Raw genomic sequence first — 242 nt, forward strand, 5'->3', positions numbered from 1 at the left:
TGGTAATTCTATCTCTTTTATTAAACCCTTTAGATGAACAACCAGCAAGCCCCAGCGGATCGACCCAATCCAGCGGATTCTGAACATACCCGTAATTGTTATCTCCCCCCGCTATCCCTATCGGGTCATCGGGACGATCCTGATGCAGTCGTACTTTTTATTGCACTTAAATTATTGATGCGACGATCTTTTTAAGTCGCACTTTTCGCCAGCTTAACACCGTGTTAACTCGAACACCCCGA

At 45.5% G+C, this 242-nt stretch carries 1 pseudogene; it reads right to left on the reverse strand.

The window, feature by feature from the left end:
- A pseudogene (locus KP22_RS23135) lies at positions 1–127 on the reverse strand (RHS repeat-associated core domain-containing protein); the annotation flags it as partial.
- Between the last annotated feature and the right edge of the window lie 115 nt (positions 128–242).

Source organism: Pectobacterium betavasculorum (genome assembly GCF_000749845.1).
Taxonomy (GTDB): domain Bacteria; phylum Pseudomonadota; class Gammaproteobacteria; order Enterobacterales; family Enterobacteriaceae; genus Pectobacterium; species Pectobacterium betavasculorum.